Source organism: Infirmifilum sp. (assembly GCF_049970975.1).
Classification (GTDB): domain Archaea; phylum Thermoproteota; class Thermoprotei; order Thermofilales; family Thermofilaceae; genus Thermofilum; species Thermofilum uzonense.
Genome location: NZ_JBMFLX010000032.1, coordinates 1 through 16319 on the forward strand (window position 1 = coordinate 1; position 16319 = coordinate 16319).

The window sequence follows — 16319 nt, forward strand, 5'->3', positions numbered from 1 at the left end:
ACGTCCCAGCAGATGCAACACCGCAGAAGCCCGCACCAGGTATACTAGCCATTCACGGTTACAATAATCAGAAAGAATAATGACAACCTGTCAAAAGAAATAATAATTAATTCCTTGATAATCTCCCTGGGTTCTATCGGATTTTTACTCTACTACATACCCTTATACCTTGGATACCCCCCAGACTCATATCAAATTTTTTCTTATTTTTATTATAACTGATCAAGATTTTGCCACGTGAAAATAAAAGACATCCCGTTTTTTTGCGTGGAAGGTATGAGCGGGGATCTTGAACTCATAAAGCAGCGTTTATTAAAACAAATGTTGACCAAAAAGCCCGTAGAACAAAAGTGTACTGTTGAGAAAAGAGGAGACAAGGTTAAGCTGGAAGAGGCCTTGTCCAAGTGTAGGGTTGTGTTAGTTGACTTCTGGGCTGAATGGTGTGGTCCTTGCAGACTAGTCGAGCCCGTAGTCGAAAAGATAAGTGAGGAATACGGGGACAAATTAGCTGTTGTCAAGATAAATGTGGACGAGAACCCAGACGTTGCCGCCTCGTTTGAAGTCTACAGTATACCGACCCTCCTACTCTTCCACAGGGGGAAAGAGGCAAGGCGTTTTATAGGATATTCGCCCATGCTTTATAGGAACATAACGGGACTGCTTAACTCCTACTTTTCAAGTGTCTAGAAGACTATATTGAGTAGCCCTAGTAATGGTTTTTAATAGGAGCTTACTGAAGGCTTTGGTGCTTTAGGAAATGCTCAGGCAACGCCTACTCGTCCCCCTACTGCTCTCGCTAGCAGTTATAGTGGCTGGATCCGTGTATATAATTCACACTTTACATGGACACTCACTGCTCGAAATCATTGTCCTTTACTCGGCAGCCATTATAGAGAAAATAGGGTATTTGGGAATATTCATATTGATGACTTTAGAAAGCGCACTCGTACCAATCCCAAGCGAGATCGTTATGCCCTTCGCAGGATTCCTGGTCTGGAGCGGGAAGATGGACTTGACCTTGGTTGTTCTCTCAGGTACACTTGGTAATCTAGTTGGATCCTTTATTCTTTACAAGCTGGGCGAAGGACCCGGCCTCAAGTTCATAGAAAAATACGGGAAATATTTCATGATAGGAGAGCCCGAGGTGGCACAGGCACAACAGCTCTTCTCAAGATACGGGAGCCTTATCATTTTCACTGGTAGGATGCTCCCAGCAGTGAGGACAGTTATCTCTCTACCTGCTGGCATCTCGCGGATGAACCTGCCTAAATTCCTAGCGTACACCTTTCTAGGCTCTGTCCCGTGGAATCTTGCTCTCACGTACGTTGGGTTGGTTTTGGGGGAGCACTGGGTTGTCATCGAAAAATACGCTAGGGTATTAGACTATGTAGTTATTGTACTCGCAATAATAGCTGTCTTGGCTTTCTACATATATAAAACTAGAAATCGCAAGGAGTACCAGCGTTCATAAATTTTAATACCCCCCCTGGTTAAACAGTTTTTCCAGGCAATAGGCTTTCTAAGCTCTTATCGGCCCAATAGGCTCCGTAGCCCCTATTTTCTCTGCGCATGTGCCCTAAACTTTTTTAACATCAGGGGTATCAAGCATTGGTAGCCATGCAGGATTTAAAATCCCTCGTTGAAAGCGTGAAAATGTTTTCATTCGACATCGACGGGACGATCATAGACAGTTATAGCTACATGCGAGACGTTATAGAGATACTGCTCTTGTACCTTGGCGTCCCTCCAGGCATGCTCCAGCCTGTTTCGAATATGGCGGTTGAGGCCTGGTACGAACGCGAGAAAAACGCGACAATGGATTATTCCCGGATGTACGACTTGTTAATAGAGTCCGCCGAGAAAAACGGCATAACTCTAATCGGGAAGCGTGAGGAGTTCAACGAGCTCCTACTAGAGGCACGGGTAAAAGCCTCCCAGACACTACCATGCGCGGTCCGCGTACTACGTCAACTGAAAGCAATAGGGAAAATAGTCGTAACAGTCTCAGGTGGTGACGGAGTCCCGGGGATGAAGAGAAAAAGAATCGAGTTGGGGGGTCTCTCGAAGTTTTTCGACTTGATAGCTGTTGTCCCAGAAGACTATCCCTCAAGGATCGAGGCTCTAGCTAGGCTTGCCTCTCAATATGGCTTAAGTTATAATGAAGTAGCTCACATAGATGATAGGGCTGAGTATGTGAACAGTATAGCAGAGGCTGGCTTTAAGGCTGTACTTGTAAAGACAGGTATGCTCAACACAAGCATTCCTCTAAGAGATGACATTATCGTGCTTGACAACCTCTGCATACTCTATGAGACACTGGTAGGCAAGGAGCAAGCGGCTAAAGAAAAACCCTAGAACTCTTGCAACTTTTTATCCATGGCTTTGAATTATCTGTTCTCAGAGACTTCACGTGTAAGATCATTCTGATACAAGTTTTCACGATCCATTCGGCAGAAGTATCGCAATATGGCTTCTTGAAGTCTTTTTAGCGACTTTCCAAAACTAAAATATTTTTTCTATTGTACCGACTACTAGAAATTTGAAAAATCTTTATCAATCTATAAAGATTTTTCTACCATTATTAGATGAGGAGATTGGATGAAAAAGGTTTGAGTAAAAGAAGTCATGATTAATGATGAGTGAGGTGACCAACAATTCCTACACTCTAATTTTCGGTGAGAATAACTCTAGGAACCCCAATACCCAGGGTATGTAGAGTTTTCTGCATCGCTTTTTTATGCACCTCAATATCTTGTCTGCTACGGTTTCAGCTTTTAGAGAATACCAGGGTGTATTCAAGTTAATTCTCTCGAAAAAGGAAGTGGACGTTGCTCCGGGGTAAACTCTTAGCATCCTTATTTTTCTAGAAGCCAATTCCCTCTCAAGTTCAAGTGAGAGAATATGTAGCGCAGCTTTAGTGGCCGTGTATGTTGTCATGTTCTTTAAGAGAACAAAGGCCGCTGGCGAGACCACATTTACGACCAGGCTGTTCGGAGGCATAATGTCCAGTAAGGAGATGATGAGTTGGACGGGTCTAATAGTGTTCACTAGGAAGATTCCCTCCACTTCCTCGATCGTGTGATTGAGAATCGGTTTGTAGTAAGCAAAACCTGCATTGTTTACGAGGACATCTAATCTGCCGAAGTCGTTTCTCGCGCGGTTTACTATTTCTTGAAGGCAGCTTTGTTGGGCGAGATCGCAAGTGACGTACTGGAACTTATCAGCGAATTCCCCTCTTAATTGTTCCAGTATTTTCTTATTCCTCCCGGTGCCCAGAACTTGATATCCTTCCTTTAACATTCTTCTCGTCAATTCAAGGCCAATGCCGCTTGATGCCCCCGTAATTAGAGCGTAAAGGCTCTGTCGCATATTGTAAACTATCCTTTCTAGGGTTAAAAATCTTTAAAAATCCTGCAAGTAATGCTTCAATGCGTTATATGGAGGTAGGATCGCTGGGCATAATGGTGGTGTTTGCAATAACCATATTTATAGGTAAAGCCTTGAGGCTGAGAGTTCCAGAAATCCTTTTCAGGATAATAGTGTTGATACTAGTATTCACGATTTCTATGTGGGCCACACTAAACGGCTTAGGAGTTATTCTCCAAAGCACGGCTACCTCCCTTTTTATATTATCTCTCATCATACTCTCTTTATTAGCAATAGGATACCTAGTTGACAGAAGAGGCGCGGATAATGCGATAGCCGAGCCAAAAGGCCGAGTAGACATACCCCTAATTGTTGCTGTTATAGCAGGTTGGCTCATCGGCCTATCCGGTGCAAAGCTGCCTCAAGATATTGTAGAGGAGGTCGTTGCACTAGAGGTTTATCTCGTTATAGCGGTGACGGGCTTGACTGTGGCCAACTCTATAAATCTTGAGACACTAAAGCGTGGAGGGCGATCGGCGCTCACTGCAGCGATGCTGAGCCTGACCTCCGCTCTTATCTCTGGGCTTCTAGCAGCGTACATCTTGAACGTTCCCCCCAGAATCACGCTTGGCATTGCTTTCGGTCTAGGGTGGTATAGCTTCGCCGGCCCCTTCATAGCTCAAGCATATGGGCCCCTATGGGGTTTCACAGCGTTCCTGGTCAATGTTCTACGTGAGCAGGCCACCTTTATCCTGGTTCCACTACTCCGTAAACCATTCCTCTCTATGGTGAGCCTCGGAGGCGCTACAACCATGGACAACACGCTTCCCGTCTACGGCTACGTGTACGGTGAGGAGGCCTCAGTGGTTAGCATAATTCACGGCTTCGTACTTACCCTTCTCATCCCCTTCCTTCAAGGATTTATCGTGGGGCCTCTGGCCTAACGATGCTCTAGGATTGATGCGTATGAAGACAGTGACTCATGCGTGAGTACTTGTAAGCTCCTAGAGTGTTTTTCTTTCAAAAATTTTTATATGTGTTTAATTACGGGTGGCAGGATGCCCAGAGATTTTGGAGTTGCATATGTTTCATCATTCGTAGCCTCCTTTCTTCAATCCGTCTTTATACCTACCTTGGTAGTCTATGCCTATCTCTCTTCTTTGAGGGAACTAGAGATAAGCCTTATAACTGGTTTTGCCTCGCTCGTCTACATTCCCGGCGCATTGGCGTCGGCAGGCTTATACTCAAGGATAGGTGCACGGAGGATAATAGTCCTGGCTTTCGGGATACTTGCGGCGGGGCTGGCAGCTCACCTGTTCTCCCATGATTTCTATAGCATTTTACTAGCTGCAAGCATCGTTCTTTTAAGCCTTGGTGTCTTCTGGCCGGCCTTAGAGACGTACATGTCGCACAGCGGGACAAGTGTTTCGCTTTTCTCCTTCTCTTGGAGCTCTGGCTCCCTCCTCGGCGCCTTTTTAACATCCACCCTGTTACGCTTCGATGCGAGGCTTTTATTCGCCAGCTACGCTCTTCTTTCAGTTATACAGGCTCTCCTTGCACTGAAACTCAATGAGAAGGTATCTGTTAATGAATCAGAAGTCAAGCATGATAACAATATCTTCTCACTGCTTCTACTCGTGACTCCCTGGCTTTACTGTCTAGCTTATGCGTCCTCTGCAAGCGGCGTTTTCACATTTTACCCGCTCTTCGTTGAAAGAAACGGTTTATCAAAAGACTACATCTCCCTTGTGAATTTCTCAATGCTCTTGTCAAGGACGATAACTTTCTTTTTTTATGAAAGGATTCCGGTCCTTGTACGGGATCCGTTATTAGCCTCAGCTCTCTTCCTAGTAGGAGGCTTTCTCACAAAAACTCAACAACCACTCCTAGTAGTCCTCACATCAATGCTCATAGGTTACGCCCAGGGAGTGATCTACGCTACAGCACTTGAACAAGTTTTCAAGCGGGGGCAAGGCGTTGAGAGGGCTACCTCGCTCTTCGAGTCATTCATAGGACTAGGATATGCAATCGCACCCCCGATCAGCGGTCTGAGCCATGTATTACTGCATGCTGAACCCATAAGTTTCTCAAGTATGCTCTCGCTTCTAATGGCGCTACCGGGCACTATAATTTACAGACGCTGGAAAATCAAGAATGCCTCTAGTTGATAATTTTCCGGGCCTTCACGGGGTATACCATAAGCAATCCACGCTAATCCTTAATCAATCTCTTATAGGAAACTACCCCAAACCTCATGTGAAATATTATTTAAACACCGTCATACATAGAATATTGAGGAACGGAATATTCTAAGGGATTAAAGGTAAAGGTGTCCAAATGTCAACGGTTATCGTATCAGAATTGAGGAAGAAGTATGTCTCGAGGATCCGGAAAGGGTTCCTGAAGTATGAGGTCAAGGTAGTTGAGGCTCTAAGAGGAGTATCTTTCACTGCGAGAAAGGGAGAAGTATTCGGCATCCTCGGCCCTAATGGTGCCGGAAAATCAACCCTTGTAAAAATACTAGCCACACTCCTGCTACCGGATAGCGGAGAAGCACGCATCCTAGGCTATGACGTGGTGAAGGAGAGGGACGAAGTCAGGAAGCGTGTAGGAATCTCGATGAGCGTGGAAAAGGGTTTTTTCTACAAGCTTACCGCAAGGGAGAACCTGAAGTATTTCGGAATGCTTTACGGTATAGAAGGTCCAAGGCTGAAGACTCGTGTTGACGAGGTTCTACGGGAGGTGGGCCTCGTAAAACACGCTGACAAGATGTATGAGGAGATGAGCCTGGGAATGAAGGCTAGACTAAGCATTGCCAGGGCCCTCTTAAGCGACCCTGAGGTTTTAATCCTGGACGAGCCCACCCTCGGGCTAGACCCCGTCTCGGCCAGGAGGATTAGAGGGCTCCTCTTGGAATTAGCGCATAAGCAAGGCAGAACGATTCTGCTCACAACACACAATATGTTTGAAGCAGAGATTCTACTGGACAGGGTCGCCATACTAGTTGATGGAAAAATAATCGCGATAGACAGCGTCGACGCTTTAAAGCAAAGTGTAGCCGACTCTGTTTTCGTCGAGGTGAGACTCTCAGGCGCACCACAGGAGTCCTTAAAGAAAGTTCTGAGTAACTTCCAAGACATAAGGCTAAGCACGCACCATCGCGACGGTACAGTCGAAAAACTAACACTTGTAGTGCCTGTTAAAGCCGCAGATGAAGCATTAGAGAGAATCGTCCATGAGTTCAGGAGTCAAGGCTTAAAGGTTCGTGGTGTCTCTGTAAAAGAGCCAACTCTCGAAGACGTTTTCATAACACTGACAGCTCACAGGTCGATGTGAATGGATCTCAAATTGTTCCTATGCCAAATAAAAGCAGGAATCTTCCTTTGGTTTTCACTCTACAAACGCTCCCCCCTCCTCGTATCTGTTTTACTCCTCAGACCCTACCTCGTCCTAATAGCTTTATTCGCCATAGAGCCCTCCACTAACCCTCTCAGCATAATTAGAAACGTCCTCATCAGTATACTCGTAGTTTCCTCCATTGACATACTCTGGGATGTAGCCTCCAACGCGCTCTCTCTAAGGTTTCTAGGAATACTCCCCTACATAATCTCGGCTCCATCCTCACCCTCCCTATCTCTGCTCCTCAGCTACCTGCCAAAGTACATCCTCGAATCCGTATTAAAGGCCCTCGAGTTTCTCCCACTGCTATTTGTCCTTAACTCTGCCCAGTCTGCTGGTTTTCTACTCATCCTCCTACTCTTTTCACTGGTGGGGGTTCTACCCCTACTGGGTCTCAGCTCCCTTATAGCTTACACGGTACTATCATCAAAGGAAGAGACAGTCTGGCTAGACTGGCTTGCACCACTAATCCTTCTAGTCTCTGGTGCGCTGTACCCCGTCTCGCTCCTACCACCCTGGCTACAGCTACTATCACGGCTTTTCCCGACTACGTATCTCTTCGAGATCATTCAATTGATCACAGAGAATGGTGCCAGCGCCCAGACGCTTCTCGGACTAGCTATAATGTATTTAACAACGAGTATCCTCTTAAACTCTATCCTATACCTTCTAGTCTCTAAGGGTGAGTCTGAACTGCTTAGGAGGGGGATCCACCTTTGAGGAAAATAAAACCCTTGATCTGGCTCCACGCTATTAGGGTTCGCCGATACCTTCTAAGCATCTTATCTGGCTCAGTCACCGATTCCATCTGGATGGCAGTGTTCCTTATAGGAGCGTACTCTTCTCAAGGCCCCACATACGCTAGAGAAGTGTTTTGGGCCCTAGCGGCCTGGAGTATAATAGCAAATGCAGGGTGGATGATAGGAGGATGGATTGATTACCTGTCAGAGCTTGGCCTCCTTGAGCCACTTGATTTTTCAGGCGTTTCTCCAGTGGTTGCAGCAGCATCCAGGAGTTTTGTTATCGCTATTCCTACAGGGCTCTCCTCACTCATCACGCTGCTCATTTCATTTCAACTCGGGTTTAACCCGTTAGAGATTTCCTCGCCTTGGCTTCTCGCACTCTCCCTTCTTATACTCTGGACCCAAGCCACAGCATACGGCGCGATACTCGCTTCAACAGTGCTGTTAACCAGCGTTCCCAGTGCTCTTCTCGATATAGCCGCCTTAGCCTATCTGGGGCTTCTACTCGCAAACTACCCCGCTGGAAATCTCCAGACTTTTGCATTTCTACCACTCCTAGGACCAGGCTACGTGGCAAGGCAGTGCGTCTCTGGAAACCCGCCGCTCGGCGTCTTCCTTGCGGTCACCGTTACAACAATCGTACTTTCGTTATTCGCTATTTCTTATTCGAGGAGTGTTGAAAAGCTAGTCAAGAAACGCGCGGGATACAGGGCTATAGCTCTACACTAGGCAACTCTTCCTGTTAGAAATCCAACGGTTAAGGAGCGAAAACATCACCTGTAACTGTAGTATAGTTGTCTCCTCCAAGATGGAAAAGAGGCTTCGCAACATCTAAGACGTAACTATCGTTTCTCCAAGCCTTACCGAGCACACGTGCAGCCATAACCCTCCCCACCACAAGCACGTGGTCCCCAGCGGGATACTGAGCCCACAACTTGCACTCAATACACGCCAGTGAATCATCGATGCAGGGAGTCGATAAGGCCTTTGGTTCTAGGAGCCTAATACCAGTACCCCGCAGCTTGTCAGTCTCTCGTCCTGACACGGATCCAGTATAGTCGACTACCTTAAGCATGTCCATGGATACAGGGTTCACAGTGAACTCGTTCTTCGACTGTAAAAGCTCATAAGTGTACCGGCGAGGCGATAATGCGAGAGTAACGAGTGGAGGATTTACGCTTGTAGGCATCACCCAGCTTGCAGGCATGATGTTTATCTTCCCAGTGCTAGACGACGTAACTATCAAGACCACGAGCTTGGGGTGTAGGAGCCTTGTATGCCTTCTTATATCGACTTCAATATATTTGATATTAGACATGTAGTCTAAGTCCACTGTTCACGGTTATAAACTAAACGGGCTATCTAAACTTCAACTGGACCGTGGGGACGTCAAGGCTAAATCCCAATGCAGATAAGTATTACACGTGAAGCTGGTAGCTGCACAATACGAGTTCAAGCTCGAGAAATATTATAGCTTGGAGGTCTTCCTAGAGTCTCTTGAAAAACATTTCTCAGATGCGGAGTCGAGGCTGGGCAGGCTTGAGGGCAGCATAGTAACATTCCCAGAACACATCGGGACATTTCTGATTTTTATGGATGAAAGACTGGGAGTAGGGAAAATCGACGAGGCATTAGCTAAGATCGCTATTAGGAGATTCCCCTCTTTCATTCTTAAAGCTTTACAGGCCAGAAGTTTCAAAAAAGCTATTCTCACGGTGAAATGGAAGGATATATGGAAAACATACATGGAGGCTTTTAGAAGGCTAGCCCTCGAATACAAGTCTGTCATAGTGGCTGGCTCGCTAATCGAACCCGTCGAACCTGGCAGGATTTACAACATGTCTTATGTCTTCAACGCTGAGGGTAAAGTAATCTGTAAACAAGCTAAGGTACACCTAGACATACCCGAGGTACAACTAGGGATAACCCCAGGTGATCTGAACACTATAAGCGTTTGCAGAGCCAATGAGGCTAGACTCGGCGTGGCTATATGCCTAGACGCATTCAAGGACGATGTTGTCTCACGTCTGGTCAGGCAGGGCGCCAATATTCTTGTCCAGCCCTCCGCTAACCCCGAACCATGGGATGAAAGAGTGGAGAGGGAGTGGAAGAATAGCAGCTGGTTAATGGTCCAGAAATACCCGGAGCTTAAGTACGGGATAAACCCTATGGGCGTCGGCAGAATCCTTGACTTGGAATTCGAGGGCCTTAGTAGCATAGTTGCAAAACCAGATGAGACGATGAATGGAACAGGATACCTTGCTAGAGCAGATAATCCTAGGATACCTCAAACTCTAGCCGTGGAAATCGAAGAGAATTTGAAATGATTTTGTGACAGCTGTTTTCATATAATACCGTCTAGAAGCACTCTAAGATCGTGACCCTTATTACGCTCGACAAGCACAGCATTTATCCCGGCCTCTAATGCGTTTTTAAGATCGTTTTCCTCATCGTCCCCAATATGTAGCATCTCGGAACTATCGATATTCAAAAGCTCTAAGATTTTCCGGAAGAAGGCAGGCGGTTTACCCGCGAGGCCGAAGTCTGAGGATGACGAGAAAATACTCTTGAAGGAGTAACGGTAAAATGGCACTCTCTCTAAGACCAGGTTTACAAAGTCTCTCGCGGCGCTCGTACTGATGACGAGCGTGTATTTCCCGCTTAACTTTTCCACAGTTTCGAGAGCGTCCTCATAAGGCTTTATCCTCTCAGCGGCTTCTCTAAGAGCCATCTCAAGGTGTTCCTCGATCCCAAAGCGCCTGAACCAGTAGCTCGGCATATACCATCGTGTATCACGGGACCCGATCTCTTCGTATGAAGCGAAGACCTTTCTCTTTGCCTCCTCCAACTCGACTCCATACTTTTCAGCATAAAGCCGCGGGACAAGATCAAGCCAGAAATAATCAACATACTCTCGTGTTACTAGAGTCCCGTCTAGGTCAAAGCTGACCACCGAGATTCTGCTGCGATTACGAAGCACGTTTTGGGATAAAGGAGAAGGTAGAAAAATTTTTTCACACGATAGCCTTACCCGTCTTCTTATCAAAGATATGTGCCTCCTTCATCTTGAAACGTACCCAGACTTTATCGCCGTGTCTAGCCTCGAAAAGCCCTGGATACTTAGCCTTTACTATAGCATCGCCATGCCTGAAATCAATAATTGTCTCAGAGCCCAGGGGCTCCGTAACGAAAACCTCTACCTCAAACCCCTCAGGCGTCTTCTCACGGCTTATCTCGATATGCTCAGGCCTAATGCCTAAAATTACTTCTGACGGCGCCCCTGCCTCCTCTATAAATTGGACAAAATCCTTTGGTAGTGGAACCTTAAATACCCCCGTATCTAGAACATACTCTCCATCGCGCTTTACAAGTGAGGCTTCAATGAAGTTCATCGCTGGCGCCCCTATAAACCCGGCAACAAAGGTATTGGCAGGTTTATAATAAAGCTCTGCGGGCTCCGCGAGCTGCATTATCTTCCCCTCGTTCATCACTGCTACGCGATCCGCCATCGTCATTGCCTCTGCTTGGTCATGAGTAACGTATATCGTTGTTATACCGAGCTCCCTTTGGAGTCGCTTAAGCTCTGCTCTCATGTAAACCCTGAGCTTGGCGTCAAGGTTACTTAACGGCTCATCCATCAGGAAGACCTGAGGTTTCCTGACGAGAGCCCTGCCCAATGCAACCCTCTGCTGCTGGCCACCGCTGAGCTGTCGTGGATACCTGTCGAGAAGGTCTTCTATTCTTAGAAGCTTAGCGACCTCTCTCACGCGCTGATCGATTTCGTCTTTAGGTACTTTTCTTACGCGGAGAGGAAAGGCAATATTGTCATAGACCTTCATGTGGGGGTACAGCGCGTAGTTCTGGAAAACCATGGCTACATCGCGGTCCTTTGGAGGTAGATCGTTTACGAGCTTCTCCCCGATATATATCTCTCCCTCATCAGGTGTTTCGAGTCCAGCTATCATGCGCAGCGTCGTCGTCTTGCCGCAACCACTGGGTCCTAGCAGCACTAGGAATTCGCCGTCGCGGGCCTCAAAGTTCACGTGATCCACTGCAAGGACTTTCCCAAACCTTTTAACAAGATCCTTTGCAGCTACACGGGCCATGTCTTCTCAATTTTTATAGTTAACCATGCATATTTATATGTTAACCCTAATCATAGTGGTTATTATTAAACGTTTTTAGCTCTTTTCAAACACTCTTCCCGGAATTTATTATAAGCCTCAGTGAACCCCCTCATGGTCTTAACCCTAGGCCCGAAGGACTTCCACTCATCAACTCTCAGCCCCTCTTCCCCTAGTTCTCCAGCCCCCTTAACGCCTACCTCTAGTAGTACTGCTTTTATCTCTCGGGTCACCTCGTAAGCCTTCCTAAATTCAGGCATCTTCAAGAGTAGGTCGAGAGATTCAGGCCCCCAGTTGACTCTAACGGCCTCAGCCAGGTCCTCTAGCCTTAGACTTTTCTTCTGGTACTCTAAGTGCACGTTAAGCTGATGATTAGGGAATTCAGTGTTGGTCATGTTCCTAGCCGAGAGAGTGTAGTATGTGTCCTCCGGCCTCCTCTTCGAGGCTGGAAGCACGTCGATCCCATCTAGAACTTCCTCTGCCTGCTCAGCACTAAGTCCATACTTCCTCATTATATAGGAGAGCCACAACCTCCTGTTTTCCTCATCGAAAAAGAGATACCAGACCCGCTGAGCGACGAAGGTTCCACTTAGCGACAAGGCACGCTCCCATGCCTCAAGGCATTCTCTAACCTCATCTCTACTGGCTCCACAAACACCTACACGCGCGAGGAAGTCTATGAGGGCATCATTCAATAGTGTTCTAAGATAAGCCTGGCTAGACACCAGTTCAACCTTCTCATCAAGCGTTCTTGCCACGATGTCATAACCCCAGCCACTCGGCCCCCTCCAAGTACCCCCCTTCTCCAGTACGGGGACACCCAGACTTCTAGCCAGCTCAAGGAGCGAGCCCTCAGGATCCTCATAGAACCTCAGAGCAGTCCTGATGAGCTCTGCCGCCTTAACCTCTCGAAGATGCGCCTCGAGCCTGCCACCCATATTCGTCATATAAACCTTGGTGAGTCTAACCCCTCTCTTTGCCGCCTCAGACCTGCCTCTTATCTTCTCGAGGATTAGACTAACCTCCTGGGACACGCTGAAAGTTACGGTATTGTTGGTTCCAATCCCTAGGCTTTCAAGGATCCTTGTTATTTCAAGTGAGGCTGCACCACTCCCGGCAACCTTGAATACTATGTTTGGTCTACCCCTTGTCATGCCGTCAGGCCAGCCCCATAGCAGGTACGCGTCGTAGAGCTTGAAGTACTGCGCGGCGAGGGAGTATATCTTCAACGCGTCCCGTATGCTATCCTCGACACTTTCGGCAAAGTTCGGGTTTAACTGGTAGCTCACCATCCCGTCCTTAAAGCCTAGCAGGAATGCAACAGGTCTGAAGACCTCCATGTTAGGGATCAGGGCTAGCAGTGTAGCGGTCATGGCGAGATCGTCTGCCCTTTCCTCTGGGCGTTCGAGCAGTTCGGGATGCTTTGAAAGATATTCCTCGTATCTCTCCCATAGCCTAGGATCGTCCTTGTACGCTTCAGCTGCCAGGACAGGGTTAGTGGATACCTGGACGAACCCCAGCCTCCTAAGCCATCTCAAGCCTAAAGCATAGTCGTTCCCAAAACGGCATAGGCCGTTGAGGGTCATTCGGTAATAGGCGTTCCCGTCTATGAGGCTTCTCATAGCTATTATGAAGCTTGAGAGCGGATGATCAGGATCTATGTGTCTAGAGACCTCGTCTGCCATCCAGGCGAGCATGCTTTTGGCCTTGGGGTTGCTAGACATCACCTTCCTCATGTCGTCAAGGTAGCCGTTCACAGATTCAGCTGCTACACGTGTGTTTCCAAAACTCTTTTTCTCGAGCTCCTCAAGACTAGCTATTTCGCCCAGAATAAATTCCAGTGATTTACTCCTCTCACCAGGGGGTATGCCAGCCCACCTCATCTCCATTCCGATTGTGTTTAGTGCTAGCTCCCCCAGCAAGTAGTAAAGCCTTAAACTCTCTAGAAAGTTTCCTTTCTCGAAGGCACTTAGCATTGAAAGGTGAACTACCCGGTTTACTTCACCTATAACCCGTGAGTAAAGCGTTGCAAGCCTCGGGTTCAAAAGGTTGTCAGCGCCGAGATCCGGGTAACCCCTTAGAGCCACGTAGACTGCGAGCGAAACTTGGTCAGACACCGGTGGGGTCTCAGGGAGTTCCTCTCGTCTAAACGCTGACCGATAGTCGTAGATATTCGTGTCCATGAAAAATAAAGGAGTTAAAACCTTATTTATTGCATAGTAGAAAAATTATTAAATCATGCTTTCCTCGACTTCTTGTATTCCAGAACGGCTTTTATAAAGGCCTTATATACGGGAGACGGCTTACCAGGCCTACTTTTGAACTCTGGATGAAACTGGACTCCGACGATCCACCCCCCTTGCGGGTACTCAATCGAGTTCACAATACGTCCCGAAGGATCTGTAGAGGAAACCACGAGTCCTCTCTCTTCTGCCAGTCCCGTAAAGGCAGGGTTGATATGAAACCTATGCCTGAATCTTTCATAAACCAATTCCTCGCCATAAGCCTCATAGAGCATAGACCCCTTCCTTATCTTGACTGGGTATGCACCGAGCCTCATAGTCCCGCCCTTAAGAGTTGCCTCCTTCTGCTCGGGAAGCAAATCCACCACTGGGTAGCGGGTGTTCGGGTCTATCTCCGTGGAATGAGCCTCCTTCAAGCCTACAACGTACCTCATAAAAGCTATAAACATCAACTGGGCCCCAAAGCATATACCTAGGAAGGGCTTTCTCCGCTCCAATGCGAACCTTGCAGAGTAAATCATCCCGTCAACGCCCCTAGTGCCAAAACCAGGGGTGAGAAGTATTCCGTCAGCCTTCCCAAGTATCTCTTCGACCTTCCCGGGATTTCTCTCAAACTCCTCTCCTTCTATATATATCCTTTTAACTCTTACACCGAGAGAGGCTCCCGCATGGTTAAGAGCCTCGTTAATACTAATATAGCTGTCCTGAATCATCGTGTACTTCCCAGGCATCGCCACTATAACCTCATCCTTGAAACTGCTGAACTGCTCGCTTACCCCTATCCACTCTTTCATTTTACCCGGAATAGGATCCCTTGGGAGGCCTAGAATCTTGCCCAGGTATCTTCCCAGCCCCTGTTCCTCCAGCAGGAGTGGAAGCTTATAAATGTTCTCAAGATCCGGGTCAGAGTACACAGCCTCGGGAGGTACGTTGCAATACAGGCTTATCTTCTTCCTAACGTCCTCGGGAAGCTCTCGGTCAGACCTCCCTATTATCACGTCGGGCTGAAGCCCCATGCTCTGCAGCTCCTTTACACTGTGCTGTGTTGGCTTCGTCTTTAGCTGGCCCAGGCTCGAGAGGTACGGAACCAAAGTGACGTGCACAAGCGCTGTGGTTCCAGGTGGTTGTTCAAGCCGAAACTGCCTTATAGCCTCTAGGAAGGGCATTGCCTCGATGTCGCCAACAGTACCCCCAACCTCGACGATCAATACATCGGGCTTGCTGCGCTCAGCCACAGCTCTTATACGAGACTTGATTTCGTCTGTAATCTGTGGAATAACCTGTATAGTCCTGCCCAGATATATTCCAGCCCGCTCCTTCAATATGACTGATAGGTAGACCTGCCCCGAGGTTATATTGTTTGAGGGGTGCATGTTCACGTCCAGGAACCGCTCATATGTCCCAAAGTCCTGGTCAATCTCAGCGATCCTGAACTTATAACCCGGGGCCGGCTCAAACTCCCACACATCCTCGCAGACAAAAACCTCGCCGTGCTCGATGGGGTTCAGGGTACCAGGGTCAACGTTCAGGTATGGATCAGCCTTAATCACGTCCACCCTGAGCCCACGCATTTGGAAAAGCTTCCCTATTGAAGCTGTTACAACTCCTTTCCCAAGGCCGCTTACAACACCTCCCGTTACGAAGACAAACCTAGTATGCATACAATAGGGAGAACAACAGCTTATTAACTTTTTCCAGGCCTTGACAATCAAAGCTACAGACTGCGTCCTGGGGGCTGGCTCCCAATTACCCCTCTGAGGGGTTATGCTTGGCTCCTAGTAGTGTTATTTTGCCTTTCTTCTCGGCGAGTGGTGTGGCTCCGCCGCGTGTATACAGGAAGGTTTCTATCTTGTTGGGTTTTGGTTGGTTGTAGCCCGCCTTCTTGGCGATGTTTAGTGCGGCGTTGATGTCGGCGTTTATGGCTATGCCGCAGTTCTTGCACACGTATAGGCCTCTGTGGATGCGGGCTTTATTGTCCTTTACAGAGTCCCTCAACCTGCACTCTGGCGAGTCCACGGCTATACAAGCGTTGCAAGAGGAGCAGGGCAAGGAGGGTGTACCAGGCACTAAGCGAGGCGGTCGAGGAGATAAATGCCAGCCGAACACGCTCCTCCTCTCTAAGGATCTACGCGGGCATCCTCCCAGAATACAGGAAGACACTCGACAGCATAGACGCGATGCTCAGGAAGCTAAAGAGCGAAAGAGCACTCTTGAAAGCCTCCTCGAGGAATAGGAATATTTCCTAGCCTTGATGGGAGCACAGTCGCGACATATGACGGGTCGGTTGGGTCGCTTGCGGCAATGCGTGTCCTTTCTCTCACCGACTGGGCACAGGGGCTCAGCCCTTATAGATGTGCTCCAGCCATGCGTGGTGTTTAACGACGTATTTACAGCCGAATACTACAGGAAGGTGACCTATAAGCTCGAGTCAGACCCCTCCTGGG

Annotated in this window: 17 protein-coding genes and 1 pseudogene; 11 read left to right on the plus strand and 7 right to left on the minus strand. The window is 47.8% G+C overall.

Annotated features, from left to right (window positions below):
• Window positions 1-276 precede the first annotated feature (276 nt).
• From trxA to ACP5KC_RS06030, 3 genes are all read left to right on the plus strand, one after another.
• Window positions 277-687 carry a thioredoxin gene (gene trxA / locus ACP5KC_RS06020; RefSeq protein ID WP_236944841.1) on the plus strand — a complete coding sequence of 137 codons (411 nt, stop codon included), beginning with the start codon at window positions 277-279 and terminating at the stop codon, window positions 685-687.
• 70 nt (window positions 688-757) lie between these two features.
• On the plus strand, window positions 758-1471 hold the full coding sequence (locus ACP5KC_RS06025; RefSeq protein WP_191118398.1) for a DedA family protein: 714 nt from the start codon (window positions 758-760) through the stop codon (window positions 1469-1471).
• Between the two features lie 146 nt (window positions 1472-1617).
• Entirely contained in the window at window positions 1618-2355 is a 738-nt protein-coding gene (locus tag ACP5KC_RS06030) for an HAD family hydrolase (RefSeq protein ID WP_052884060.1), read from the plus strand.
• A gap of 303 nt (window positions 2356-2658) precedes the next feature.
• On the opposite strand, the gene ACP5KC_RS06035 is transcribed toward ACP5KC_RS06030, so the two are convergent.
• The gene (locus ACP5KC_RS06035; protein WP_424738284.1) at window positions 2659-3369 is read right to left on the minus strand and encodes an SDR family NAD(P)-dependent oxidoreductase; all 711 of its coding nucleotides are present in this window, start codon (window positions 3367-3369) and stop codon (window positions 2659-2661) included.
• Window positions 3370-3437: 68 nt separating this feature from the next.
• Between ACP5KC_RS06035 and ACP5KC_RS06040 the strand changes: the two genes are divergently transcribed.
• From ACP5KC_RS06040 to ACP5KC_RS06060, 5 genes are all read left to right on the plus strand, one after another.
• Complete coding sequence (locus ACP5KC_RS06040; protein WP_052884058.1) at window positions 3438-4310, plus strand: lysine exporter LysO family protein; 873 nt, start codon at window positions 3438-3440, stop codon at window positions 4308-4310.
• A gap of 114 nt (window positions 4311-4424) precedes the next feature.
• Complete coding sequence (locus ACP5KC_RS06045; RefSeq protein ID WP_424738280.1) at window positions 4425-5534, plus strand: MFS transporter; 1110 nt, start codon at window positions 4425-4427, stop codon at window positions 5532-5534.
• Window positions 5535-5703: 169 nt separating this feature from the next.
• On the plus strand, window positions 5704-6702 hold the full coding sequence (locus ACP5KC_RS06050) for an ABC transporter ATP-binding protein (protein ID WP_052884056.1): 999 nt from the start codon (window positions 5704-5706) through the stop codon (window positions 6700-6702).
• Window positions 6703-7485 (plus strand): hypothetical protein, encoded by a 783-nt coding sequence (locus ACP5KC_RS06055; RefSeq protein ID WP_273432944.1) that lies wholly within the window; start codon window positions 6703-6705, stop codon window positions 7483-7485.
• Complete coding sequence (locus ACP5KC_RS06060; RefSeq protein WP_273432943.1) at window positions 7482-8237, plus strand: hypothetical protein; 756 nt, start codon at window positions 7482-7484, stop codon at window positions 8235-8237. The genes ACP5KC_RS06055 and ACP5KC_RS06060 overlap by 4 nt, the downstream gene beginning before the upstream one ends.
• A gap of 28 nt (window positions 8238-8265) precedes the next feature.
• On the opposite strand, the gene ACP5KC_RS06065 is transcribed toward ACP5KC_RS06060, so the two are convergent.
• Window positions 8266-8826: a flavin reductase family protein gene (locus tag ACP5KC_RS06065; RefSeq protein WP_191118396.1), complete on the minus strand. Its 561-nt coding sequence runs from the start codon at window positions 8824-8826 to the stop codon at window positions 8266-8268.
• A gap of 106 nt (window positions 8827-8932) precedes the next feature.
• Here ACP5KC_RS06065 and ACP5KC_RS06070 point away from each other — a divergent pair, with 106 nt between their 5' ends.
• Entirely contained in the window at window positions 8933-9835 is a 903-nt protein-coding gene (locus tag ACP5KC_RS06070; protein WP_428286967.1) for a carbon-nitrogen hydrolase family protein, read from the plus strand.
• Between the two features lie 17 nt (window positions 9836-9852).
• Here ACP5KC_RS06070 and ACP5KC_RS06075 read toward each other — a convergent pair whose 3' ends face one another.
• From ACP5KC_RS06075 to ACP5KC_RS06095, 5 genes are all read right to left on the minus strand, one after another.
• The gene (locus tag ACP5KC_RS06075; RefSeq protein ID WP_191118762.1) at window positions 9853-10488 is read right to left on the minus strand and encodes an HAD family hydrolase; all 636 of its coding nucleotides are present in this window, start codon (window positions 10486-10488) and stop codon (window positions 9853-9855) included.
• Between the two features lie 34 nt (window positions 10489-10522).
• Window positions 10523-11614: an ABC transporter ATP-binding protein gene (locus ACP5KC_RS06080; protein ID WP_052884050.1), complete on the minus strand. Its 1092-nt coding sequence runs from the start codon at window positions 11612-11614 to the stop codon at window positions 10523-10525.
• A gap of 65 nt (window positions 11615-11679) precedes the next feature.
• Window positions 11680-13815 carry a transaldolase family protein gene (locus ACP5KC_RS06085; protein WP_273432942.1) on the minus strand — a complete coding sequence of 712 codons (2136 nt, stop codon included), beginning with the start codon at window positions 13813-13815 and terminating at the stop codon, window positions 11680-11682.
• Between the two features lie 53 nt (window positions 13816-13868).
• The gene (locus tag ACP5KC_RS06090; RefSeq protein WP_273432941.1) at window positions 13869-15536 is read right to left on the minus strand and encodes a CTP synthase; all 1668 of its coding nucleotides are present in this window, start codon (window positions 15534-15536) and stop codon (window positions 13869-13871) included.
• Between the two features lie 85 nt (window positions 15537-15621).
• Window positions 15622-15981, minus strand: a complete 360-nt coding sequence (locus ACP5KC_RS06095) for a zinc ribbon domain-containing protein (protein ID WP_428286968.1) — start codon at window positions 15979-15981, stop codon at window positions 15622-15624.
• Between ACP5KC_RS06095 and ACP5KC_RS06100 the strand changes: the two genes are divergently transcribed.
• Window positions 15930-16121: a hypothetical protein gene (locus ACP5KC_RS06100; RefSeq protein ID WP_273432939.1), complete on the plus strand. Its 192-nt coding sequence runs from the start codon at window positions 15930-15932 to the stop codon at window positions 16119-16121. The two genes, ACP5KC_RS06095 and ACP5KC_RS06100, sit on opposite strands and share 52 nt — an antisense overlap.
• A gap of 83 nt (window positions 16122-16204) precedes the next feature.
• Window positions 16205-16319 (plus strand): annotated as a pseudogene (locus tag ACP5KC_RS06105) (2-oxoacid:ferredoxin oxidoreductase subunit beta); the annotation flags it as partial.